Genomic DNA, 22,318 nt, shown 5'->3' with positions numbered 1-22,318 from the left:
CTCAGGCCGCCGAAGCGTGATGGAACTGCGCTTCCTCGGTCGAGCCCTTCAATGCCGTGGTGGACGACTGCCCCTGCTGGATCGCCTGGGTCACCGCATCGAAGTAGCCGGTGCCTACTTCACGCTGGTGCTTCACCGCGGTGAAGCCGCGCTCGGCGGCGGCGAATTCTTTCTCCTGCAATTCCACGAAAGCGCTCATCTGGCGGCGTGCATAGCCGTGCGCGAGTTCAAACATGCCGTAGTTGAGGCTATGGAAGCCCGCCAAGGTGATGAACTGGAATTTGTAGCCCATCGCGCCCAGTTCCCTCTGGAATTTCGCGATCGTCGCATCATCCAGATTCTTCTTCCAATTGAAGCTCGGCGAACAGTTGTAGGCCAGCAGCTTGCCCGGGAACTTCGCGTGGATGGCTTCGGCAAACTTGCGCGCTTCCTCCAGGTTGGGCTTGCTGGTCTCGCACCAGATCAGATCCGCGTAAGGAGCATAGGCGAGGCCGCGGCTGATGGCTTGTTCAAGGCCCGCCTGCACGCGGAAAAAACCTTCCACGGTGCGTTCGCCCGTGGTGAACGGCTTGTCGTTGTCATCGATGTCGGAAGTGAGCAAATCGGCGGCGTCGGCATCCGTGCGCGCTACCAGCAGCGTCGGCACACCAAGTACATCCGCCGCCAGCCGTGCGGCATTCAACTTGTCCACGGCCTCGCGCGTGGGCACCAATACCTTGCCGCCCATATGGCCGCATTTCTTCACCGCGGCAAGCTGATCTTCGAAATGCACGCCGGCCGCGCCAGCTTCGATCATGGCCTTCATCAGTTCGAAAGCATTGAGCACGCCACCAAAACCGGCTTCGGCGTCGGCCACGATGGGCACCAGCCAATCCATGTCATCCCTGCCTTCAGCGTGATGCAACTGATCCGCGCGCAACAGCGTGTTATTTATGCGCTTGACCACCTGCGGCACCGAGTTGGCCGGGTAAAGCGACTGATCGGGATACATCTCGCCCGCCACGTTGGCATCCGCCGCGACTTGCCAGCCGCTCAGGTAGATGGCCTGCAACCCCGCCTTGACCTGCTGCATGGCCTGGTTGCCAGTCAGCGCGCCGAGCGCATTGACGAAATCTTCCGTATGCAGCGATTTCCACAATCGTTCGGCACCGCGCCGGGCCAGCGTGTGTTCGATGGCGACCGTGCCGCGCAGGCGGACGACATCTTCTGCCGTGTAGGTGCGCTGGACGCCGGCCCAGCGGCCATTGTTTTTCCATTCCAGCGCGATTTGATCGGCGGTCGGCAATTGGGTTTTCATGACATGTACTCCTTGAAGGCTTGGGTGCGCGTAATCAGGCGAGCTGTGCGTAAGCGGGAAGGGTGAGGAAGTCGCCGAGCTGGTCGGCATGCGTGAGCGTGGCAAGCAGTTGTGCGGCATCATCGGCGCGCCTGGCGCCAGGCAAGCTGCTTTCGCGCAGACGATGCGTGTGCGCGGCCAGGGCGTGATCGAACCATGCAAAGTCGATCGGTGCGTGATCCGGAAATTCCAGGCTGCCATGGTGCAGCCATTGCCAAAGTTGCGCGCGGGCAATTTCGGCAGTCGCCGCGTCTTCCATCAAATGATGGATCGGTACGCAGCCCAGGCCTTCCAGCCATGCGGCCGTGTAGCGCAGCGCCACTTCCACGTTGTTATCGAAACCGGCGCGGCTGATGGTGCCGCCACACGGCGCGATCAGGGCATCGCGGTTTGCCTCGACGTCCTCGCGCCGGACGTGCAACTGGTTCGGCGATGGCATATGCCGATCGAAAATCTCCTTTGCCACCGGCACGAGCGCGGGATGCGCCACCCACGTGCCGTCGTGGCCGGCCTGCACTTCGCGCAGCTTGTCGGCGCGGACTTTCGCCATCGCGTTGTCGTTTGCTTCGTCATCACCCTTGATCGGGATCTGCGCCGCCATGCCGCCCATGGCAAAGGCGCCACGGCGATGGCAGGTCTGGATCAGCAACTCCGAATAGGCTTTCAGGAACGGTACCGTCATGACCACCTGGCCGCGCTCCGGCAGCAGGCGATCGCGATGGCCGCGCAGCGTCTTGAGATAGGAGAAAATGTAATCCCAGCGACCGCAGTTGAGACCGACCGCGCGACGGCGCAATGCGTGCAGGATTTCATGCATCTGGAATACCGCCGGCAGCGTTTCGATCAGCACCGTTGCCTTCATGCTGCCGCATGGCAGGCCGAGTTCGTCTTCGGCCAAGGCCATGACCTCGTCCCATAGCGCGGCCTCTTCCATGGCTTCGAGCTTGGGCAGGTAGAAGTAGGGCCCCAGGTCGCGCGCCTGCAGGGTGCGAGCGTTGTGGAACACGAACAGGCCGAAATCGACCAGTGCGCCCGCCATCGTTTCGCCATCGACCGACACATGCCGTTCCGGCAGATGCCAGCCACGCGGGCGTACCACCAGCACTGCCGGATCGCTGCCTACCCGGTAGTGCTTTCCTTCGGGCGAACGGTATTCGAGCGTGCCGTTCACCGCGTCGCGCAGATGGATCTGGCCCTCCAGCTGATTAGCAAAGCTGGGCGCGGAAGAATCCTCGAAATCGGCCATGAACACCTTCGCGCCGGAATTGAGCGCGTTAATGATCATCTTGCGCTCGACCGGGCCGGTAATTTCCACGCGACGGTCCTGCAGTGCGGCGGGAATCGGAGCCACGGTCCACTCCGATTCGCGAATGGCACGGGTATCTACCCGGAAATCCGGCAGGCAGCCGGCATCGTAACGGGCTTGGCGCTGGCGCCGCGCCTGCAGCAATGACTGGCGTCGAGGCTCGGCGTATCGATGCAGCCGGGCCAGGAAAGCCAGCGCCTCGGAGGTCAGGATGTCTGCATAGCCAGGGTGGTCCGTATGGATCTCGGCAGATTGGCTGACGAATTTTTCGCTAGGTACTGCCATGTGTTTCTCCACCGTCGGGTTCGGTAGAGAAGCTAGTTATTGCAGTACTATTTGACAAAGCAAATGTTTCAATCCTTGCTATTAAAAAATTCAATGCGCCTTTCATCTATTTGAAATGAAAGGCTAAAAATCCGGGTCTGGACGCCAAAATATGACAAAAAAACAACCGACAGCGTCGCCCAGGAGACGAACCCGAAAAGACGCGCCCGTTCAAGGCGAGGCCGGGCGCTACTACTACAAGGGCAATCGCCTGAAGCAGATGCGCGCTTTCGTGGCCATCGTGAAACTGGGCACCCTGAGCCGTGCGGCCGAGTCCCTGTATCTCTCGCAGCCTTCGATCAGCCTGCAATTGCAGGCGCTTGAGCGCGAGCTTGGCGTGGCGTTGCTGCAGCGCAGCCGCCGGCGCATCAATCTCACCGACGCGGGTGAGGCGCTCTACGAACTGGCGCGTCCGCTGGTGGAAGGCTGGGATAACCTCGACCGGGATTTCCAAGGCAAGGTCAAGGGCCTGCAATCAGGCCGGCTGATCGTGGCTGCGGGCAGTTCTACGATCCAGTACCTGCTGCCGGAGCTGGTGCAGCGCTACCGCGAGCGCTTCCCGGCGGTGCACCTGCAATTGGCCAATGTCACCGGCAAGGACGGCCTGGCGCTGTTGCGCGCGGATGAGGCCGACTTCGCGGTGGGCTCCATGCTCGACGTGCCCAACGACATCGCGTGGGCGCCGGTCTATCACTACGACCCGATGCTGATCATGCCGCCCGATCATCCCCTGGCGCGCAAGGAAAACATCCTGCTGGAGGACCTTTCGCCTTATGGCCTGATCTTGCCGCCGCAGCGCTTGTCCACGTACCGAATGGTGGACCTGGTATTCCAGCAGCGGCAGGTGCACTACCACGTGGCGATCGAGGTTGGCGGCTGGGAGGTGATCAAGGAATACGTGGCGATGGGCATGGGCATCTCCATCGTCACCGGCATCTGCATTACCGAGACGGATCGTCAACGCCTGGCCGTACGCAATATGCGGCAGTACTTTCCGCAGCGCAGCTACGGCGTGGTGATGCGCAAAGGCAAGTTTCTCAGCGCCGAGGCACGCGCCTTCGTCGACTTGATCCGACCGGGCCTGCTGACTCATCGCGATTACGACGAATCGGGACATTCGGAACGCTGAGCATCGGCCAAGCCGCAGCGCAAGCATGACGCCTGCGTCGCGCGATACCTGTTGCCAGTCATCCCTGCATCGGCTCGCCGTGCGCGATGAGCCTACGCTTCGGTATTGCGATGCTTGCCGCGATACGGCTGAAATAGCGCGCGGATCATGGCCATATCCTGTTCCGGATCATCGCCGGCATGCACCAGCGGCCCGAGCGTGAAGGTCTTGCTGGGATAATCGATGAATACCGTCTGGATCGGCACCTGCGCATCGCGCGCAATGCGCAGGAAACCGGACTTCCAGTGCTTGACGCGCTTGCGCGTGCCTTCCGGCGTGATGCCCAGCCACATGCGCTCGTGTTCGCCGAAACGCTGCACCATCTGCTCGACCACATTGAGCGCGGCGCTGCGATTGATCGGGATCAGGCCGATCGGGCGCAGGATGATGCCCAGCGGCCCCTCCAGCACTTCGCGCTTGATCATGATGTTGACGTTGACCCCCAATCCGATCTTCATCATCAGGCCCCACACGCCGTCCCAATAGGACGAATGCGGCGCACCGATGATGATCAGTTTCGGCAGGTCGGGCAGCCGGCCCACCAGCCGCCAGCCGGACAGGCGCAACACGCTGCGCGAAAGCCACGGCCAGAAGCGGCTATTGAGCCTGGGGGCTTGCGGTGGCGCCGGCGGCAGCACGGGTTCGCTCACTCGGGACTCCAGCTTCGCGACCGGTTTTGCTTGACCTTCGCCCGCTGCTGCTTGCCCTCCAGGCGACGTTGTTTCGAAGCACGGGTGGGCTTGGTGGCAATGCGTTTCTTGGGTGCGACCAGCGCGGAGCGCAGGATTTCCACCAACCGTTCGCGCGCGTCCTCGCGATTGCGGCCCTGGTCGCGGAAGCGGCGCGCCTGGATCACCAGCACGCCCTCGTCGGTGAGGCGACGATCGCTGCGTGCCAGCACGCGCGTGCGCACTTCTTCTGGCAGGGATGGTGAATGCAAGACGTCGAAGCGCAATTCGACGGCGCTTTCAGTGCGATTGACATGCTGGCCGCCGGGCCCGTCAGCACGCAGGAAGCGCACGACCAGCTCGGATTCCGGCAGGACGATGGAACGGCTTACGGGCAACATGGCGCCAGTTTAGCTGGTCAGCGCGCCGCTTATGATGGCTCGGCAGGAAGCGTCCAGCCGAAACGCTCCAACACGGCCCGATAAGCCGCATCGAGCGGAGCCTCCAGCGTCATTGGCCGGCCGTCGAGCGGATGCCGGAAATGCAGCCGCCATGCATGCAGCAGCATGCGGTGGCAACTGAAATATTGCTTGTACAGGCGATTATGGTCGCTGCGTCCATGCTGGCAATCGCCGATCAGCGGATGATGGATGTGCGCCATGTGCTTGCGGATCTGGCGAAAGCGGCCGGTCTGTGGCTCGGCCAACACCAGCGCATAGCGCTGCTGCGGATAGCGTCCCAGTGCGATCGGCACCTCCACGCAGGCCAGCCGACGGTACGCGGTGCGGGCTTCGCGTCGCGGACCGGTATCGCGAGCACCCGGCAAGGGATAGTCGACCATGCCATCGGCCGGATCTGGCCAGCCGCGTACCACCGCCAGGTATTGCTTGTGCACGTCGCGGCCCATGAACTGTTCGCCGAGCGCGCCGGCAACCTCGGTGGAGCGGGCGATCAACAGCACGCCACTGGTAGCGCGATCGAGGCGATGCGCCAGATACACATGGCCGCCGACCTGTTCGCGCAATGTATCGATCAAGAACTCGTCGGCGTTGGCGACCATCTTGGAACGGTGCACGGCAAGTCCAGCGGGTTTGTTCACCGCGATCAGTGCGTCGTCCTGATAAAGCAACTCGAGCATGGCTTTCGTATGTGACCGGCGTGGGAGGTGTTGTGCGGAAATCGCGGCGACAGTGCGCTGCATTGGCGCCGCCAAGCCTGCTTTTCGTGGGAATCGCCGTGCCGGGCACGTCAACGCTGACAGCAGGATGGTTACAACGAAGCTAACGGCGCATCCAGCCGGACGCAAAGGAAAGCAGGCCGCACAGGCCTACGCCCAGCGGCAGCCATGGACCATGCTGGGGACCGAACGTCCACAGCACGGTGGCGCAAAGAATCAGGGTCGCGCCGAGCAGGCCGCTTCCCATCATTTGCATCAGTCGGCGGACCAGGTGCCGCTGGTGACTGAGTTCATCGGCATCGGCAAGCAATCGCTGCTCTCCTGCCGACACCTGGCGCAGGGCGTCGCGCACCAATTCTGGCAGCTGCGGCGCATTGTGGAACCATTCCGGTATGCGCTTGCGGATTTCCCGCACTGTGCGCATCGGGCTGTAGCGCTCGCGCAGGATCCGCTTGAGCACTGGATGCGCCACTGCCCAGATATCGATATCCGGATCCAGCAGCCGCCCCACGCCTTCGATATTGAGCAAGGTTTTCTGCAGCAGGATCAGCTGCGGCTGCAAGGTGAGTTCGAACTTGCGTGCCGTCTGGAACAGCTTTACCACCAGTTCGGCCAGTGAAATCTGCGACAGCGGACGTGTGAAATAGGGTTCGCAAACCGTGCGCACGGCCGCTTCCAGTTCGTCCAGCCGCACATTGTTGGGCATCCAGCCGGCGTCCACGTGCAGCTTGGCGATGCGTGCGTAATCGCGCTCGAACAAGGCAATGAAATTCTGCGCAAGCCAGTATTGGTCGGCTTCCGGCAACGAACCCATGATGCCGAAATCCAGCGCAATAAAGCGCGGTTCTTCAACGCGCGTCGGATCGACCCAGATATTGCCCGGATGCGCATCGGCATGGAAAAAGTTGTCGCGAAACACCTGCTCGTAGAACAGGCGCACACCCTTGGCCGCAAGCTGCTTGCGATCGATGCCGGCCGCATCGATCGCGGCCACGTCATCGCAGCTCACCCCGGATACGCGCTCCAGCGTCAGCACGCTGGCGCCGGTGAGCTCCCAATGGACTTCGGGCACATACATGTCGGTGCCACTGATGAAGTTGCGGCGCAGCAGGCTGGCATTGGCGCCTTCGCGCTGCAGGTCCAGCTCGTTCTCCAGCATCTTCTCGACTTCACCGACCACATCGAGGGGCCGGATCTTGTCCGCGTTCGGATGCCAGCGTTGTGCCAGCTCGCCGAGCGAATGCAGCAGGCTCACGTCGCGCGCGATGCGCTCGTCGATGCGCGGGCGCAGCACCTTTACCACCACCGCGCGGCCATCGCGCAGCGTGGCGCCATGCACCTGGGCAATCGAAGCCGAGGCCAGCGGTACCGGATCGAAGCTGGCATAAAGCTGGTCGATCGGCAGCTTCAGTTCGCGCTCGATGATGGCGCGCGCCTGCTCACCCGGGAACGGTGGTACCTGGTCCTGCAGCAAGGCGAGCTCGTCGGCGATATCGCCGGGCACCAGATCGCGCCGCGTCGACAGGACTTGTCCCGCCTTGACGAAGATCGGGCCGAGCTCATTGAGCGCCAGGCGAAGGCGCGCGCCGCGGGAAAGCCATCGCACATCGGTCGCGGGCCGGCCCAGCAGCGGGCGCACGAACCGCAGCGGACGAAACAGGTGTGTCGCCTCGACCAGTTCGTCGAGCCGGTAGCGCAGCAGCACCACGGTGACGCGCAGCAGCCCGGGAACTACCTTCAGCGGCGTCACGGATGCGATCCCCGCTGTGCGCGTTCGAGCCGTGCCAGGCGGGCATCGAGACGTTCGGTGCGTTCGCGCAGGGTATCCACCTCATCCAGGAACGTCTCCACTTCGCTGGGCGCGAGCGCAAGCTGGGCCTCGTCACGCAACCATGCGGCGCCATCCTGGCTCAGATGCGAGGCGGTTTCGCGCGCGTGGGCGAGTGCGCCGCGCACGGCCTTGGCAATCGGCACGCCCAGCACATCGCCAAAGGTCCGCGTGAACGCTTCCTCGAAATCCGGCGCAAAACCGCTGGCGAGTTTTTCCAGGCGGCGTGCGAGTTCCGCATCGCCCGCGATCTCCACCTTGCCCGGCGCGAGGGTTTCGCTATGACGGCGGAACAACATGGAGAACAGGCTGCCGGGTGTGGCGGCTACCCGCAGGTCACTGGTTTCCGGCGCAGGGCCGACGGTCAGCCGGTCGCGCTCCACGCCGATCGCCAACGCCAGGCCGACGCCCTGCACATGCAACTGCACGTTACGCCCATTGAGCGCGGGAAGCTTGGCGCGCGTATCCGGGTCGAGCGAAAGCGCGTGATTGAGTGCGCTTTCCAGCGCGCGGCCGGCCAGTTTGCGCAGCGGCGGCGGAAGCGGGTTGGGGGATGCGGTGGCAGTCATCCCGGGATTGTAGCCGCCCGCCCATCGGCGTTGCCGTGATGGGCGCGATCAGGAGCTCGTCGCCCCGGCGAAGCCGAGCTGGCGCCACGCTTCGTAAACCGCCACCGCCACGCTGTTGGAAAGGTTCAAGCTACGGCTGTTTGCGCACATCGGCAGGCGCAGCCGCTGCGGCGCGGGCAGCGCGGACAGCACCGCGTCCGGCAGGCCGGCCGTTTCGCAGCCGAACAGCAAGGCGTCGCCCTCCGCGAAACATGCGTCGGCATGCAGGGTGCGTCCACGGGTCGAAAACGCAAAGACGCGCGGATGGCCGAGCGAGACCAGGCAGCGGTCGAGGTCGTCATGCACGGCGACGCGCGCATATTCGTGGTAATCGAGGCCCGCGCGGCGCAGGCGCGTGTCGTCGAGTTCGAAGCCCAACGGACGGATCAAATGCAGCGCGGCGCCCGTATTGGCGCACAGGCGGATCACATTCCCGGTGTTGGGCGGGATTTCAGGACGGAAAAGGATGACATGCAGCATGCGGCCATTATCGGACGAGCGGGACGCCACGTGTTGCGATCAGCCCATATCGTCCACGCGGACCATGCGGGCCAACTGAAGACGCGGACGGACAGGGCGAGGCAAGCGCCGTCGTCCCTGCAGCCGTGCGGCCGAGATTGGCGCCCAGGCAGCATCCGAGGCGAGAGTCGGTTTGCACATCAGCAACGGGCGTCGAGCAGGCTCGTGGGAGCAGGCTTCTGCTTCTGGCGTCATGCTCCTCTCTCACCGCGATGCTCAGCCGGTTACGCGCACGCAGAGCATCTCATCCACCGATGGCAGCGCGCAGCGCGTAGGCGCCGAGGTGAGCAGTGCGGTCACCGAAGCGCTGTTCGCCAATTGCACCGGTGCCGGGCGGGTGGTGACCATGGCAGCCAGGATCAGTCCGCAAACCACCATGCATGCGACAAACAAGCCGCGAAGAATCAATGTTTCGAATTTCATGTCCCTATCTCCGAGTAGTGGACCGCGTGGGGTCCTCGCCCGTTACTCAGCAATCCCCGTGCCAGCTGGGTCGGCGTCCGCAATCCGTTGATGGGCATGGATTTATCGATGATCGGTGCATACCCGAAACTTGTCCGCGGACACCGGACACCCGCGTTCGGACAGTGTCCGGACGCCGCCCGGCCCGCGCGCTAAGCCTGCGTTCGGCGACCGGGCGGGGCGACGCGCTACGATGGCAGGCGCTACGCCTTCGCCTTCTCGCTTATATGGAGTTACTCATGCGCAAGACCCTGCTGTTGCTCGCACCTGTCGTGCTGCTCGGCGGCTGTACCTGGGGCATCAATCCGGATCCGGGCTCCAGCATTGTGCGCACCGTGTGGAACGGCGACGTTTCCGGGTGCCGCGATCTGGGCAAGATCACTGTCTCGGTGATGGACCATGTGGGGCCGTTCGACCGCAACGACATCAAAGTGCGCGACGAATTGCAGGTGCAGGCGCGCAACAGCGCGTTGAGCATGCACGCCGATACCATCAAGCCGCTCGCCGACCCGGCCGACGGTTCGCAGCCGTGGGAAGCGTATAGCTGCGGCAACCACCATGAAGGGTCGTTCGCCCCGCCGCCGGTGCAGAGCCCTGGCGCGCAACCGCCGCCGCCGCCGCCGCCGCAGAGCGGCGGCTTCCAGACCTATCCCGCCAAGGGCGGCTGATCCGCTATTCGCCGAACACGTCATGCAGATACAGCTGCATGGCGTGTTGCAGTTGCCCCAGCGCAGCGTGGCGCCCCGGCATGCCCGGTTCCGCCTGGATCGCCACGGCGGCTTTCATCAGCTGCTGCACCACGACTGCCGCCGCGTACAGGTCTTCGCTCGAACGCCGCGGCGCGCGATGGGCCAGCAATGCCTGCAGTTCCGCGCGCACGCGGCGGCGGATCGCCATGGCATCGGCCGCCGGCGTCGGTGCCGCCTCAACCAGGATCACGAAAGCAGGATGGCGTCTGCGGAACGCCACCAGGAACAGGCTTAGCCGCGCGGCCAGTTCTTCCGTATCCCATTGCGCCGACTGCTCGGCAAGCTTGCCCAGTTCTGCATAGACGGATTGCGCATACTGCTCCAGCAGCGCGCGCGCCAGCGCTTCCTTGGTCGGAAAGAACTGGTAGAGCGAGCCGATCGCCGCGCCGGCACGCGCGGCGATCTCGGTCATCGTGGTCGCGCCATAGCCTTTTTCGACAAAGCAACCTGCGGCCGCCTCCAGCAGCGCGGCCACGCGCTCATGGCCGCGCTGGCGTTGCGGGACACGGCGCACACTGCTTGTTTTTTGCGAGGACATCCTCATAAACTCCAAAGTGAGGATATCCTCACTTTCATGATCCGGAGAATCCCGTGGAAAAACTCGATCCGCGCCACACGGCGCTCGTTCTCATCGACTTGCAGAAGGGTATCCTACCGTTCGCGGGCGGTCCCCACAGCGCCGCCGATGTGTTGGGCAATGCTAGTGCGTTGACCCGGCGATTCCGCGAACTTGGTGCGCCGGTCGTGCTGGTGCGCGTGGGTTGGTCCGCCGATGGCGGTGACGCATTGCGCCAGCCGGTCGATCAGGCGATGCCGGCCAGGACGTTGCCGGCCGACTGGTGGGATTTTCCCGCCGACCTCGGCGTGGTCGACAGCGATATTCGGGTAACCAAGCGCCAGTGGGGCGCGTTCTACGGTACCGAGCTGGAACTGCAACTGCGCCGCCGTGGCATCGAGCACGTCGTGCTTGGCGGCATTTCGACCAATATCGGCGTGGAATCGACCGCGCGCAATGCATGGGAACTGGGCTTCGGGCTGGTCTTTGCCGAAGACGCGATGAGCGCGGCCAATGCCGAACAGCATGGCTTTGCGGTCCAGCACATCTTTCCGCGCATCGGTCGCGTGCGCGCTACCGCGCAAGTGCTGGACATGCTCGGCTGAAGCATGGGTTCTCCCTCTCCTGGTTCCCGGGAGAGGCTGCGGATAGCGAAGCATCAATCAATGGTGGCATGCAGCGGGCTGCGTTCCATGAGCCACTGGCGCAAGGCATCGTCTTGCGCCGCCAACGGCGTGGCGGATGCTGGCCGCTGCAGCATGGCGGCCAGCGTGGCCGGCACCTCGATCGATGTGCCGATCAAGGGCTCGACCACGCTTTCGAATTTTGCCGGATGCGCGGTCGCCACCACGGCCCATGGCATGTCGTCGCCGGCAGCGCGGTACCGGTCGAGCAGGTGCATGGCGGTGGCAGTGTGCGGGCACAGCACGTCCCCCTGTTCGCGTGCATGTTTTGCGATCGTCTCGGCAATGCTGCGGTCGTCCACGCTTTGTGCCTGCAGTTGCGCACGCAGTGCATCCGGCCGCGCAAAGGTCCAGAGCAGCCGCTCGAAATTGCTGGGCGCTCCCACATCCATCGCGTTCGCCAGCGTCGCCACCGCCTGACGCGGCGCGTAATCGTCGCCGGCGAAGAAATCGGGCAGCGTAGCGTTGGCGTTGCAGGCCAGCCGGATCTTGCCCAGCGGCAAGCCCATTTCGCGGACCCACACCGCGGCCAGCGCATTGCCCAGGTTGCCGGTAGGCACCATCACGTTGAGCGCCTGGTCGTGCTGGCGCCACCACGCCAGCGCGGCATGCGCGTAATAGCTCATCTGCGGCAACAGCCGGCCGAGACTGATGCTGTTGGCGGACGACAACGGCGATTGCGCTTGCAGCGCCGGGTCGTTCAAAGCGGCTTTCACCATGCGCTGGCAATCGTCGAAACGGCCTTGCACCCGCAGCGCATGCACGTTGTCGCCAAAGCAACCCAGTTGATGCGCCTGCCGTGGCGACACGCGGCCATCCGGATACAGGATCACCACCTCGATCCCGGGCTGGCGATGAAAGGCGGCGCCCACCGCGGCGCCGGTATCGCCGGAGGTGGCCACCAGGATCGTCAGCGGGGGCGCATGATCGCCGCGCAGCCGGCGCAGGCATGCGGCGAGGAAGCGCGCGCCGACGTCCTTGAAGGCGGCGGTGGGTCCGTGGAAAAGCTCCAGCAAGCAGGTACCCGGATGCTGCGTCAGCGATCGCAATGGCGTGGGGAAGGTCAGCGCTTCGGCGCAGATCGTCGGCAACGAACCGGCCAGCGTGTCCCCGGCAAAAAACGGCTCGAGCAGCGTGGTTGCCGTATCGGCGAGGCTGTCCCCCGGCCTGAAGGCGGCCGGTTCCAGTCGCGGCAGACGTTCTGGAACGTACAGGCCGCCATCCGGGGCGAGCCCGGCGGCGATCGCTTCGCTCAAGCTGGCGGCCGGACAGCCGCCGCGCGTGCTGGGATAGCGCAACGATCCGCTCATGCGTGCTCCCCCGCGTCGCCAGCTGCCACCAGCGAGGCGGCAGGGCCCGCCACTGGTGCGACGAAGCCGTCGCTGTCCAGCCCTGCTTCGGCGAAGGCGGCACCCATCGCGGCGACGGCGGCGTCGGCATCGGCCTGGTGTTCGAACCAGCCGAACACGCTGGGGCCGCCGCCGGAAATGCTGGCGCCGAGCGCGCGATGATCCAGCGCCGCCTGCTTCACGCGCGCAAAGTTCGGCACCAGCGACGCACGACGCGGTTCGATCAGTACGTCCTTCAATCCTTCCCGCACCAGTCCGGCATCGCCACGGAAGCAACCGGCGAGCACCAGCGCGAAGTTGGCCGACTGCGCCACGAACTCGCCCAGTGCGTAATCGCCGGCGAGCGCCGCGCGTGCCTTGCGCGTCTCCAGTACCACATGCGGATGCACCAACGCGCAGTGCCAGCCCGACGGAACCGGGATGCGCAACAGCCGGTCGCGTGTCGCCAGCACCAGGCCGCCAAGCAGCATGGGCCCGACGTTGTCGCCATGGCGGCCGCCGCTGGCCACCGCTTCGCCCTGCAGCGCGAATTCATACAGCGCCTCGCGCGATAGCGCGCGCTCCAGCAGTGCATTGGCCGCGACCAATGCCGCCACGCAGGAAGCCGCCGAACCACCCATGCCCGATCCCAGCGCAATGCCTTTGTGCAGTGAAAGCTCGAACCCGTGTTGCAGGCCGAGCGCCTTGCGCAGCGCCATCAACGCGGCGCCGGCAGTATTGTGCGCGGCGTCCATCGGCAACACGTCGACGCAGCCATCGATGCCCGCGATCTGCACGGTCGGCGTATCGATGCGGCGGACGTCGACACGATCGTTCGCGCCGGCCATGCAATGCCCGAGGATGTCGAAACCCACGCCGACGTTACCCACGCTGGCATAGGCGACGGCGGAAGCGGATAGCAGGCGTTGCGGCGGCATGGCGGACTTCATGGCAAGAGGAGTATTCATGCGCGCACTTCCAGCGATTCGGCGATGCGCAACAGGTCGGCGAACACCCCGGCCGCCGTCACTTCGGGGCCGGCGCCGGGTCCTTGTACCAGTAGCGGATTGTCGCGATAGCGCTGGGTGCGGAACTGCACGATGTTATCCGTAAGCCGGGTGTGTGCGAACGGATGCGACAGCGGCAGCACCTGCAAGCGGACCTGGGCGCGGCCATCGCGATCCAGGCTGGCTACGTGGCGCAGTACGCCGTGCCTGGATTGGGCGGCGGCGAGCCATTCGGTCATCGGCGCGTCCAGTTCGTCGAGCCGGCTCATGCATGCTTCCAGCGAAAGTTCGGCCAGCGCCGGCGGCACCAGGCTTTCCACCGCCACATCGTGCAGCGATAGCGGCCAGCCAGCTTCGCGCGCCAGGATCACCAGCTTGCGCGCCACGTCGGTGCCGGACAGATCGTCGCGCGGATCCGGTTCGGTATAGCCCAGCGCATGCGCTTCGCGGACCAGCGCGGAGAACGGGCGCTGCCCGTCGTAATGGCAACACAGCCAGGCGAGCGTGCCGGAAAACATGCCTTCGACCGATAACAGCTGATCGCCGGTATCCAGCAGATCGCGCAGTGTCTGCACCACAGGCAGGCCGGCGCAGACCGTGGCCTCGTAGCGAAACCGTCCGCCGTGATGGCTGGCCGCGCGGATCGCCTGCCAGCGCGACAGCGGCCCGCTGCTGGCCAGCTTGTTCGGCGTAACCAAGTGCAGGCCCGATGCGAGCCAATAGGGATACTGCGAAGCCACCGCATCATTGGCACTGCAATCGATCAGCATCGCGTGGCGCTGGCCGTCGCCGCGCACGTGGTTGGCGAACTGGTCCAGGTCGGCAGGGCGCCAGGTCTGCGCGCTGTCATGGCGCGCATTGAGTTCAGGATCATCGCAATCCAGCCACATGCGTCGGCTGGCAGCCACGCCACAGAGCTTCAGGTCGAGGCCGTTCTCGCGTGCCAGGCGATCCTGTGCCGCACGCAGCTGTTCCAATAGCACACTGCCCACGCGCCCGGGACCCACCAGGCCGACGGCCAGGGTTCGACGCCGCGACGTGGCCGCCGGCAGCGGCGGCAGGCGATGCAAAGGTCCGGCAATGAGTGATGCACAGCTGTCCATGGTGGCCTCCGGTTGAGGCCCCGTCTCGCTGCGGTTCGGTGGTGTGCCGGCCCGCCTCTTCGAGGGCGGGGCCGTTGCGTGTAAGAACCTATTCGCGCACAGACACCACCCCATGACCGGTCGTACCGGTAGTGGTGGTGGTAATGATCGTGGCGATGATCATGGTCGCCGCCACGCCGGCATGCCCGGTGTTCACCGGGGCAAATGCAATGCGTGCGGGCGTGGATAATGGCGACATGGCTCGAAGATAGAGGTGCCCCGAAGCGGCTGTCAATGCTTGGCTAATGAAACTATCGCATTTGGGTGCGGGTTATTTGGACGGCCGAACGCTCGATGCAGCATGGGTAACGGTTGCAACAGAAACTGACAGCTTCGGGCGCAGTGGCCGATTGCACGATTCCTTCACGCCACATCCTGCAATCGGCCTGATTTTCCTCAGTGCGATAGATCGATCGCGTACACCGCCGTGCCATCGCCGTTGTCGCGCAGCTGCCGGACGGCGTGCAGCCCGTCGGTGGCGGCGAGGGCCTGTTTGTTGCTGGCACTCGTGAACACCACCGTGCCTTTGGTCTTCAGCCGCGCAAAATGCCATGACGCGGCCGGCAGATCCTTGGCGCCGAGCGAAGGATGCGACTGCAACCAGCGCGCCAGGATCTCGCGCGTGCCGTCGGGCGCGGCCAGCACCACGTTATGCCCGTCCAATCCCGGGAAATGGCCGCCGCCGTTGGCGCGATAGTTGTTGGTCACCACCACGAAATGCTGTGAGGGTGTCACCGGCTTGCCGCGATAGGTCAGCTTTACGATGCGCTTCCCGGCCGGCTTGGAGAGATCGATGACGTAGGCGACGCCGCCCTGAATCTGGTCGAAGTTATAGCCGACGTATTTCTCGTTGATCAGCGGCTGTTCGCCATGCGCGTTCGGATCGATGCGGTTGAAGCGCCGGGCGGACTGTTCCAGCCATGCCTTCAGTCCGCTGCCATCCACTTCTACTGCCGTGAGCGTATTGGGATAAAAGTACAGGTCGGCCGCGTTGCGCAGGGTGAGCGCACCGGGCAACACATCGGTGTAATCGTCGGGGCCGCCGAAGCCGGTACGGAAAGCCGCGGCGGAACCCAGTACTGGCACGCCGGTCAACTCAGGGTGCGTGGCTGGCAGCTCGCGCCGGGTGTAATCGATCTGCGCGGCATTCACCGGCGCGAGCGCGCTCATATCGCCTTCGTCGGCGAAATAGCTGCTCATGCGTACCGTGCTCTGGCCAATGGGCGTATTGACGTAGTCCACGGCGGCCTGCTGCACCTTGCCCACCGCCAGCCGTACCTGGGGATCGGCCGGCACGCAATTGGATGCGGACACGGCGGGTTTGCCCGCCATCATCATCGGCGGACAGATCGGCCATACCTGGCTGAAGGTCTTGCTCTTGTCGATCGCCCAATGGTCTTGCTGGCGTACCAGCGCCAGCCGGATCACGCCCAGATCCTTGCCGAAAAAGCCACCCATGACTGCCGGTACGCCGCGCACATAGCCGCGCTGGTCATCGACGTCCTGCATGTGGGCGAAGCGCGGGCCGGGGAAATCGGTGTGCTCGTGTCCCATCAGCAACACGTCGATACCCGGTACGCCAGCCAGATACCAGCCACCGTTTTCCATGTCGGCAGAGTAGAGCGAAGTATTCAGGCCGCCATGCAGGATCGCGATCACCAGATCCGGATGCTGCGCCTGGATCTGGGGCATGTATTTCTCGGCTGCCTCGACCACGCCGGTCACCGTCACCTTGCCGTCCAGGTTCTGCTTGTCCCACTGCATGATCGGTGGCGGCGTGAAGCCGATGATGGCGATCTTCAGCGGCACGCTCAGCTGGCTGCCATCCGGCGTAAAAGCGGCAATCTTGCGTTCGACGATCGTCCACGGCCTGAAGATCGGCTTGCCGTCGCGAACGCTGTTGACGTTAGCCAGCACCAGTGGGTAATGCGGGCCGGCGCAACGCTGCGGGTTGGCGCCATCCACATTCATGGGTGTGCCGGTGACCTGCGACAAAAAGGGCAGGCCGTAGTTGAATTCATGATTGCCGATGGTGCCGCCGTCGTAGCCGATCGCGTCCATCGCCTTGTAGATCGCAAGTTCCTGGCCGCAGTCGATCTTCTGCACCTGCGCCTGGTAGTCGGCCAGTACGCTGCCCTGGATGGTGTCGCCAGCGTCGAACAGGAAACTGTTGGTGAACTGGCTGCGTGCCTTGCGGATCAAGGTAACCGTGCGTTCGAAACCCAGGGTCGGGTCGGCTTTTTGCTTGTAGTAGTCGTAGCTAAGCACGTTCGAATGCAGGTCCGTGGTTTCCAGCAATGCCACGTCGGCGCGCAAGCCGGCAGGCAGCGCCTGCGGCTGGGAGTGCTGCTGTGGCTGGCTGGCGCAGCCGGCCAGCAAGGCGGTGGCAATAAGGGCGGTCAGGCGGCAAGAACGCAAACGCATAGGGCTTCCGGCAAGAGGCAGTCGGCGCATGAACGTAGCAGATATGGATGACATTTCGCGCCTGTCGGCCGACCGCCTGGGCAGGAAAAAGCTCTAAAATATCGATTTTGCTCGCACACCATGATGCGCCGCCCAACGAGAGGCGACGCCGTACCAGGGGGACGTTCCACATGCCGCTGATTCCGTTTCGCGCCGCGCGAAACCGCACGACCACGGCCTGCGCACTGGCATTCTTCGCCATCTGCGCCTGGTTTACCGCCTGGCAAGAGCCGCTGCTGGAACAGCGCGCATTCGTGCTGGCGTTGATGCTCTGCGTGCTGGGCGTGGCCGCGTTTGTATTCGCGCGGCTGGCGTTTGCGCTGGTGTTCAGCGGCGGCCTGTTCCTGCTGCTGCGCGCGATTACCGTGCTCAAGGAGGAATATCTCGAATCGCCGCTGATGCCGGCGGATTTCGTGTACTACGTGCGCTCCAGCCTGTTCGAAACGCTACGGCGTTATCCGAACATCTACAGTGTTGGTCTGTGCGTCGTCATCGCCGTGCCGATCGTGCTGTGGCTGGCGTGGCGTTACGACCGCCGCCTGTTTGCCGGCATGCGCGCCTTGCCGCAAGGCTTGCTGCGCCTGGGCGGTATCGCCCTGTGCGCGATCGCGTTCTGGTGGTGCCTGCTTCCTTCTGGTCCGTTCGCGCAAGTGCACGCGCGCGGCGCATGGGAAAAAATGTCGGACGATGCCGACCTGACCAATTTCTTCGTCAACCTGCGCGATTCCAGCGTGCGCGTGCCCGCCAACGCGGACGACGCCACCGCCGCCCGCGACTGGCAGGCTACCGCCGGCGGCGTGCCCGCGACGGTCGATCCGGGCCAATACCCCGATATCGTGCAAGTGCTGGAAGAAAGCACGTTCGATCCCGCTCCGTATACGCACTGCACCGTGCCCGCGTGCGATGTGGCGATGCTCAAGGCCGATGCGCGCACGCGCGGCACCGGCGTGATGCGCGTGCATACGTTTGGCGGCGGCACCTGGGTCAGCGAATTCGCGGCGCTCACCGGCATGCCGCAGGATATCTTCGGTCCTGGCGGCATGTACGCGCCTTACGTGCTCGCACCGCACGTGCGCGACTCGCTGCCGCTGCAGCTGAAGCGGCTCGGCTATCTCACCGTGGCGATCTATCCCACCCATGGCGAATTCCTCAACGGGCGGGACGCTTACAAGGCCTACGGGGTCGATCATTTCTACGGCGCGGGCGAACTCGGCCTGGACGATTGGGACGAAACGGACACGCAGATGTTCGACGCCGCCAGGCGCGTCTACGACAAGCTGAAAAAGCCCGGCCAGCCGGTCTTCATGATGATCCTCACCATCAACCAGCACGGCCCGCACGATGATCCGATGTCCACGCTGCCCAAGCCGTTCCAGAACCTGCTGCAAGGCTTGCCGCCGGCCACCGCGCTGAATTTCGATACCTATCTGCAGCGCCTGCACGATTCGGATGTGGCGATGGCCGGGCTGGAACACCATTTCCTCGATCGCGATCAACCGACCGTGCTGGTGCACTTCGGCGATCACCAGCCATCGTTCGACGACCTGATGCGCACGCTGCCGCGCAACCTCCCTCCGGCGCTGGTGCCTTATCAGGATTACCTGACGTACTACATGATCAAGAGCAACGTGCCGGGCGCATCACTGCCGACTTATCCCATGCTGGATATCGCACATCTGCCGGGCATGGTGCTGAAGGCGGCGGGTTTGCCGATGGATGGGTATTTCTCCGCGCTCACCTCGCTGCGCGAGCGCTGCCATGGGCTCTATGCTGATTGCGGGGACAAGGACCTGGTGAAGTCGTACTACGGTTGGATATTCAATCGCCTGCACGTGTATCAGTGATATTGCGCACACCGCGCACGCTTCCTTCCTCTCTCCTGCGCGCGAGAGGATCGAGATAAGGCGCTGCCATCGCGCGACTTTCTATCTTTGTTCCTGGGTGGGCAGGACAACCTGGGCTTGCCTCTATATTTTGCGGCTAAGCGATGCTTGCTGGATGACGCAATGCGCGTTGTCTGCTCGGCATGTATTAGTCATTGCGGATCACGCGATCCGGTAATGCCATACAAGGCCTGATTTAGCGGCTCTCCCGTCAGAAGGCGCGACCATGGGTGCCAGAACGTAATTTCCGCGGCAATCCAGGCCGTTCAACACGTGCCATGAGCAACCACTCCGTGCGCCGTCATGCACCGCACGAGCCTGGTTGCCAGCAGAACTCTCAAGCGTATGTAAGTAACGTCTATCTTTCTGTCAGGCGTGCGTCAGCAACCGTGGTTGCCACTATGGTGTTGACCCACGGCTTGCGCGGGGTATGGCAAGCCGATGCGAGACAAACGACGCCGCAGGTCTTGGATGATGCGGGCTTATCCATGGGGGGATAAGCGCTCCGGTCACGAGCAACGCCGGCCCTACCGTCAAGGACAGACAGCATGCACCGCCCCTTTACGCAGGCTTCCTCGTTCTCCCTTTCCCGGCGCGCACTCAGCGCCGCTGTGATCGCCGCCCTGCTGGGCTCGCCGTGGACCGTGCAGGCCCAGGTCGTCGCCGACCCCAACGCCGGCGCGCACCGCCCCGGCATCGGCGCGGCCGGCAACGGCGTGCCGGTGGTGAACCTTGTGGCGCCCTCGGCGGCGGGCGTGTCGCATAACCCGTACCAGCAGTTCAACGTCGACAAACAGGGCCTGATCCTCAACAACGCCGCCGGCGTCTCGGCCACGCAATTGGGCGGCTATATCGTCGGCAATCCCAACTACCGGGCCGGCCAATCGGCGAAGGTGATCGTCAACGAAGTCACCTCGCTCCAGCCCACCTCCCTGCGCGGCTATACGGAAGTGGCCGGCCAGGCGGCCGATGTCATCATCGCCAATCCCAACGGGATTTCGGTCAATGGCGGTGGTTTCATCAACACGAACCGTGCGACGTTGACCACGGGCATCCCGGTCTTCGGCACCGACGGCGCCTTGAGCGCGTTCCGCGTCACCGGCGGCGCCCTCCGCATCGATGGCGAGGGCTTGAATGTCTCCCACATCGATCGCCTTGACCTGATCACGCGCAGCCTCAGCGTCAGCGGCAAGGTGTGGGCCCAACACCTCAACGTCATCACCGGCGCCAACCAGGTCGGCTATAGCGATCTGTCCACGCAGGCGATAGCGGGCACCGGCGAGGCGCCGACGGTAAGCATCGACGTGGCCACGCTGGGCGGCATGTATGCCAACACCATCCACCTGATCGGCACCGAAGCGGGCCTGGGCGTGCGCAATGCCGGCGAGCTGGCCACGCAAAGCGGCGATTTCACCATCGATGAAGCCGGCCAGCTGCAATTGACCGGCAACACCTCCTCCGCTGGCCACCTCGCCCTCAACGCAGCCTCGCTCAGCAACAGCGGTACGCTGCAATCCGGTGGTGCGATGAACGTGCAAGTCACGGGCGGCATCGACAACAGCAGCGCGCTTTACAGCGGCAACACCCTGTCGCTGCAAGCCGCTTCGCTGGGCAATAGCGGCGCGTTGCAATCGGCAGGCAGCATGACCGTGCAAAGTACCGGCGACATCACCAACACCGGCACCGTCTACAGCGGCGGCGACCTTGCGATGCAAAGCGCCGGCGCGGTGAATCATGCCGGCGTGATCGCCGCCGCCAACGAGGCCAGCGTGCGCGCGCAGCAACTGGCCTCCACCGGCACGCTGGGTGCCGGTGTCGCCCGCGACGGCACCCTGCAGGGCAACGCGGCGTTGAGCGTCGTCACGGCCGGTGCGCTGTCGTCCACCGGCAGCCATCTCGCCAGCGGCGCGATCACCCTGCAAGGCAGCGCGCTGGACCTGTCCGGCGCGCAAACCCGCGCCGGCGGTGACGTCGCCCTCGTCAGCGCCGCGGGCGATATCGACCACGCGAAGGCCACCCTTGCCACGGACGGTGCGCTCACCGTGCACAGCGCCGGCACCGTCGACAACAGCGGCGGCACGCTGCAAGCCGGTCAGCTCGATGCGCAGGCGGTGGGCGATTGGCGCAACGCCTACGGCAGCGTGATGCAAACCGGCAGCGGCCCGATGAGCGTGCGGATCGGCGGCCTGCTGGATAACACGCACGGCACCTGGATAGCGAATGCCGATACCGTCGCCATCAACGCCCATGCCATCGACAACACGGGGGGCGCGATCGAACAGGCCGGTGCAGGCATGCTCAGCCTCGATGCGGACACGCTCACCAACGATCAAGGGCAAATCCTCGGCCAGGGCGACCTCGCCCTCACCGCGCGAACAGCCCGCAACCAGGACGGCACGCTCAGCGTGGCGGGCAACGCGACGCTTGCCGGCCGCGATTTCGACAACACCGGCGGCACGGTGGTCGCCCAGCATCTGCAAGGGCAATTTACCGGATCGCTCATCAACCCAGACGGTGTGCTGCAAGCCCATCAGGCGCAACTGATCGCCAACACGCTCGATAACGGCAACGGCCAGATCAAGGCGCTGGATGGCAACCTCGATCTTGCTGTCACGCAAGCGCTCACCAACGGTATCGGTGGCTTCCTCGGCAGCAACGCCGCTGTCCATCTCCATGCCGGCACGCTCAGCAACGCCGGACAGGTCTATGCCGGCAGCGACCTGACCCTCACCACGCAAGGCGATGCGAGCAACACGGGGGCCATGCACGCGCAAGGAAGCCTCAACGCCCACCTCGGCGGCGCGCTGGCCAATGACAACGGCGCGCTCGAAGCCGGTACCGGCCCGGGCAACGCCACGCTGACGCTCAATGCCGCATCGCTCAGCAACCAGGGCGGCCGTATCGCCAATACCGATAACGGCACGACCACCGTCAACGTGACCGGTAGCCTCGACAACACCGGCGGCACACTCGGCGGCCAGGGCGACGTCACGCTCGATGCCTCGCAGATCACCAATAACCGCGGCACCCTGGTGTCCGGCGGTGCCTTCGCGTTGCAAAGCGACGCGCTCAGCAATAACGGCGGCACGCTCTACAGCGCCGGCCACCTGA

Annotated in this window: 20 protein-coding genes; 5 read left to right on the top strand and 15 right to left on the bottom strand. The window is 64.5% G+C overall.

Annotated elements, in window-relative coordinates; translation table 11 throughout:
• Position 1: 1 nt before the first annotated feature.
• On the bottom strand, positions 2–1,297 hold the full coding sequence (aceA, locus tag ISP15_RS17280; protein ID WP_404549096.1) for an isocitrate lyase: 1,296 nt from the start codon (positions 1,295–1,297) through the stop codon (positions 2–4).
• Positions 1,298–1,331: 34 nt separating this feature from the next.
• Complete coding sequence (gene aceB, locus ISP15_RS17275) at positions 1,332–2,927, bottom strand: malate synthase A (protein WP_404549094.1); 1,596 nt, start codon at positions 2,925–2,927, stop codon at positions 1,332–1,334.
• 259 nt (positions 2,928–3,186) lie between these two features.
• On the opposite strand from aceB, the gene ISP15_RS17270 reads away from it, so the two are divergent.
• Positions 3,187–4,095 carry a LysR family transcriptional regulator gene (locus ISP15_RS17270; RefSeq protein WP_404549182.1) on the top strand — a complete coding sequence of 303 codons (909 nt, stop codon included), beginning with the start codon at positions 3,187–3,189 and terminating at the stop codon, positions 4,093–4,095.
• A 92-nt stretch (positions 4,096–4,187) separates the two neighbouring features.
• Here ISP15_RS17270 and ISP15_RS17265 read toward each other — a convergent pair whose 3' ends face one another.
• From ISP15_RS17265 to ISP15_RS17235, 7 genes are all read right to left on the bottom strand, one after another.
• Positions 4,188–4,784 (bottom strand): 1-acyl-sn-glycerol-3-phosphate acyltransferase, encoded by a 597-nt coding sequence (locus ISP15_RS17265; RefSeq protein WP_404549092.1) that lies wholly within the window; start codon positions 4,782–4,784, stop codon positions 4,188–4,190.
• Positions 4,781–5,203 carry an alternative ribosome rescue aminoacyl-tRNA hydrolase ArfB gene (gene arfB / locus ISP15_RS17260; RefSeq protein WP_404549090.1) on the bottom strand — a complete coding sequence of 141 codons (423 nt, stop codon included), beginning with the start codon at positions 5,201–5,203 and terminating at the stop codon, positions 4,781–4,783. The genes ISP15_RS17265 and arfB overlap by 4 nt, the downstream gene beginning before the upstream one ends.
• 29 nt (positions 5,204–5,232) lie before the next feature.
• A complete protein-coding gene (locus tag ISP15_RS17255; RefSeq protein ID WP_404549089.1) occupies positions 5,233–5,940 on the bottom strand; it encodes a pseudouridine synthase in 708 nt (235 codons plus the stop codon).
• A gap of 142 nt (positions 5,941–6,082) precedes the next feature.
• Complete coding sequence (gene ubiB, locus ISP15_RS17250; RefSeq protein WP_404549180.1) at positions 6,083–7,720, bottom strand: ubiquinone biosynthesis regulatory protein kinase UbiB; 1,638 nt, start codon at positions 7,718–7,720, stop codon at positions 6,083–6,085.
• 5 nt (positions 7,721–7,725) lie between these two features.
• On the bottom strand, positions 7,726–8,376 hold the full coding sequence (locus ISP15_RS17245) for a ubiquinone biosynthesis accessory factor UbiJ (RefSeq protein WP_404549087.1): 651 nt from the start codon (positions 8,374–8,376) through the stop codon (positions 7,726–7,728).
• A gap of 48 nt (positions 8,377–8,424) precedes the next feature.
• Entirely contained in the window at positions 8,425–8,895 is a 471-nt protein-coding gene (locus ISP15_RS17240; protein ID WP_404549085.1) for a tRNA (cytidine(34)-2'-O)-methyltransferase, read from the bottom strand.
• 255 nt (positions 8,896–9,150) lie between these two features.
• Positions 9,151–9,357 (bottom strand): hypothetical protein, encoded by a 207-nt coding sequence (locus ISP15_RS17235; RefSeq protein ID WP_404549083.1) that lies wholly within the window; start codon positions 9,355–9,357, stop codon positions 9,151–9,153.
• Positions 9,358–9,635: 278 nt separating this feature from the next.
• On the opposite strand from ISP15_RS17235, the gene ISP15_RS17230 reads away from it, so the two are divergent.
• Positions 9,636–10,064, top strand: coding sequence for a DUF4156 domain-containing protein (locus ISP15_RS17230; protein ID WP_404549081.1), 429 nt, complete (start codon positions 9,636–9,638; stop codon positions 10,062–10,064).
• 4 nt (positions 10,065–10,068) lie between these two features.
• Here ISP15_RS17230 and ISP15_RS17225 read toward each other — a convergent pair whose 3' ends face one another.
• On the bottom strand, positions 10,069–10,683 hold the full coding sequence (locus tag ISP15_RS17225; protein WP_404549080.1) for a TetR/AcrR family transcriptional regulator: 615 nt from the start codon (positions 10,681–10,683) through the stop codon (positions 10,069–10,071).
• Positions 10,684–10,736: 53 nt separating this feature from the next.
• Between ISP15_RS17225 and ISP15_RS17220 the strand changes: the two genes are divergently transcribed.
• Positions 10,737–11,306, top strand: a complete 570-nt coding sequence (locus tag ISP15_RS17220) for a hydrolase (RefSeq protein WP_404549079.1) — start codon at positions 10,737–10,739, stop codon at positions 11,304–11,306.
• Between the two features lie 53 nt (positions 11,307–11,359).
• Here ISP15_RS17220 and thrC read toward each other — a convergent pair whose 3' ends face one another.
• The 5 genes from thrC to ISP15_RS17195 form a co-directional block, all read right to left on the bottom strand.
• Positions 11,360–12,694 carry a threonine synthase gene (gene thrC, locus ISP15_RS17215; protein ID WP_404549078.1) on the bottom strand — a complete coding sequence of 445 codons (1,335 nt, stop codon included), beginning with the start codon at positions 12,692–12,694 and terminating at the stop codon, positions 11,360–11,362.
• Positions 12,691–13,680 (bottom strand): homoserine kinase, encoded by a 990-nt coding sequence (locus ISP15_RS17210; protein WP_404549076.1) that lies wholly within the window; start codon positions 13,678–13,680, stop codon positions 12,691–12,693. Before ISP15_RS17210 ends, thrC begins: the two co-directional genes overlap by 4 nt.
• Positions 13,677–14,822, bottom strand: coding sequence for a homoserine dehydrogenase family protein (locus ISP15_RS17205; RefSeq protein WP_404549075.1), 1,146 nt, complete (start codon positions 14,820–14,822; stop codon positions 13,677–13,679). The genes ISP15_RS17210 and ISP15_RS17205 overlap by 4 nt, the downstream gene beginning before the upstream one ends.
• An 88-nt stretch (positions 14,823–14,910) precedes the next feature.
• Positions 14,911–15,060, bottom strand: coding sequence for a hypothetical protein (locus tag ISP15_RS17200; RefSeq protein ID WP_404549073.1), 150 nt, complete (start codon positions 15,058–15,060; stop codon positions 14,911–14,913).
• A gap of 197 nt (positions 15,061–15,257) precedes the next feature.
• Complete coding sequence (locus tag ISP15_RS17195; protein WP_404549072.1) at positions 15,258–17,285, bottom strand: bifunctional 2',3'-cyclic-nucleotide 2'-phosphodiesterase/3'-nucleotidase; 2,028 nt, start codon at positions 17,283–17,285, stop codon at positions 15,258–15,260.
• 170 nt (positions 17,286–17,455) lie between these two features.
• Between ISP15_RS17195 and ISP15_RS17190 the strand changes: the two genes are divergently transcribed.
• On the top strand, positions 17,456–19,168 hold the full coding sequence (locus tag ISP15_RS17190; RefSeq protein WP_404549070.1) for a sulfatase-like hydrolase/transferase: 1,713 nt from the start codon (positions 17,456–17,458) through the stop codon (positions 19,166–19,168).
• Positions 19,169–19,755: 587 nt separating this feature from the next.
• A partial coding sequence (locus tag ISP15_RS17185) for a two-partner secretion domain-containing protein (protein WP_404549068.1) occupies positions 19,756–22,318 on the top strand: 2,563 nt, incomplete at its 3' end.

The organism is Dyella jejuensis, assembly GCF_044904675.1.
Taxonomy (GTDB): Bacteria; Pseudomonadota; Gammaproteobacteria; order Xanthomonadales; family Rhodanobacteraceae; genus Dyella_B; species Dyella_B jejuensis.
The sequence above is the reverse complement of the archived record's forward strand: the minus strand, read 5'-3'. Positions and strand labels throughout refer to the sequence as shown.

What these genes read in the sequence shown, in the direction of transcription:
- ISP15_RS17230 (WP_404549081.1), top strand. Translation starts at nt 9,636, where the DNA reads ATGCGCAAGACCCTGCTGTTGCTCGCACCTGTCGTGCTGCTCGGCGGC.
- ISP15_RS17255 (WP_404549089.1), bottom strand. Translation starts at nt 5,940, where the DNA reads ATGCTCGAGTTGCTTTATCAGGACGACGCACTGATCGCGGTGAACAAA.
- ISP15_RS17235 (WP_404549083.1), bottom strand. Translation starts at nt 9,357, where the DNA reads ATGAAATTCGAAACATTGATTCTTCGCGGCTTGTTTGTCGCATGCATG.
- aceA (WP_404549096.1), bottom strand. Translation starts at nt 1,297, where the DNA reads ATGAAAACCCAATTGCCGACCGCCGATCAAATCGCGCTGGAATGGAAA.
- arfB (WP_404549090.1), bottom strand. Translation starts at nt 5,203, where the DNA reads ATGTTGCCCGTAAGCCGTTCCATCGTCCTGCCGGAATCCGAGCTGGTC.
- ISP15_RS17245 (WP_404549087.1), bottom strand. Translation starts at nt 8,376, where the DNA reads ATGACTGCCACCGCATCCCCCAACCCGCTTCCGCCGCCGCTGCGCAAA.
- ISP15_RS17270 (WP_404549182.1), top strand. Translation starts at nt 3,187, where the DNA reads ATGCGCGCTTTCGTGGCCATCGTGAAACTGGGCACCCTGAGCCGTGCG.
- aceB (WP_404549094.1), bottom strand. Translation starts at nt 2,927, where the DNA reads ATGGCAGTACCTAGCGAAAAATTCGTCAGCCAATCTGCCGAGATCCAT.
- ISP15_RS17190 (WP_404549070.1), top strand. Translation starts at nt 17,456, where the DNA reads ATGCCGCTGATTCCGTTTCGCGCCGCGCGAAACCGCACGACCACGGCC.
- ISP15_RS17225 (WP_404549080.1), bottom strand. Translation starts at nt 10,683, where the DNA reads ATGTCCTCGCAAAAAACAAGCAGTGTGCGCCGTGTCCCGCAACGCCAG.
- ISP15_RS17240 (WP_404549085.1), bottom strand. Translation starts at nt 8,895, where the DNA reads ATGCTGCATGTCATCCTTTTCCGTCCTGAAATCCCGCCCAACACCGGG.
- thrC (WP_404549078.1), bottom strand. Translation starts at nt 12,694, where the DNA reads ATGAGCGGATCGTTGCGCTATCCCAGCACGCGCGGCGGCTGTCCGGCC.
- ISP15_RS17205 (WP_404549075.1), bottom strand. Translation starts at nt 14,822, where the DNA reads ATGGACAGCTGTGCATCACTCATTGCCGGACCTTTGCATCGCCTGCCG.
- ISP15_RS17200 (WP_404549073.1), bottom strand. Translation starts at nt 15,060, where the DNA reads ATGTCGCCATTATCCACGCCCGCACGCATTGCATTTGCCCCGGTGAAC.
- ISP15_RS17195 (WP_404549072.1), bottom strand. Translation starts at nt 17,285, where the DNA reads ATGCGTTTGCGTTCTTGCCGCCTGACCGCCCTTATTGCCACCGCCTTG.
- ISP15_RS17210 (WP_404549076.1), bottom strand. Translation starts at nt 13,680, where the DNA reads ATGAATACTCCTCTTGCCATGAAGTCCGCCATGCCGCCGCAACGCCTG.